The sequence below is a fragment of the Bacteroides sp. HMSC067B03 genome (genome assembly GCF_001811315.1).
GTDB lineage: Bacteria > Bacteroidota > Bacteroidia > Bacteroidales > Bacteroidaceae > Bacteroides > Bacteroides faecis.
Genome location: NZ_KV804385.1, coordinates 1 through 257 on the forward strand (window position 1 = coordinate 1; position 257 = coordinate 257).

General features: G+C 45.9%; 1 pseudogene. It reads right to left on the reverse strand.

Annotated elements, in window-relative coordinates:
* Positions 1–105 precede the first annotated feature (105 nt).
* Positions 106–257, reverse strand: a pseudogene (locus tag HMPREF2794_RS29590) (single-stranded DNA-binding protein); the annotation flags it as partial.

The following is a 257-nucleotide window of genomic DNA, read 5'->3' on the forward strand; positions in this document are numbered from 1 at the left end:
TGAGAACAGTCATTCCGATGAAGGGGAGGGTGGGGAAGAATACTGCGTGAACGCAAAAACACTCTCGGATATGTAGCAAAAAAAAGCGGCACTAGGCCGCTTCAATCATTTGCTTGCTTTTTTCTTTTTAGAGACAGCCTTCTGTTTAGGCTGATCCGGTTTTTCTTCTTCTTTTTCCGGAGCCGGATAAAACTTGGTGGCTACCATCACAATGCGGTTACGCTTCTCCCCACTTTTAGAATCCGTCCATTCTTCCG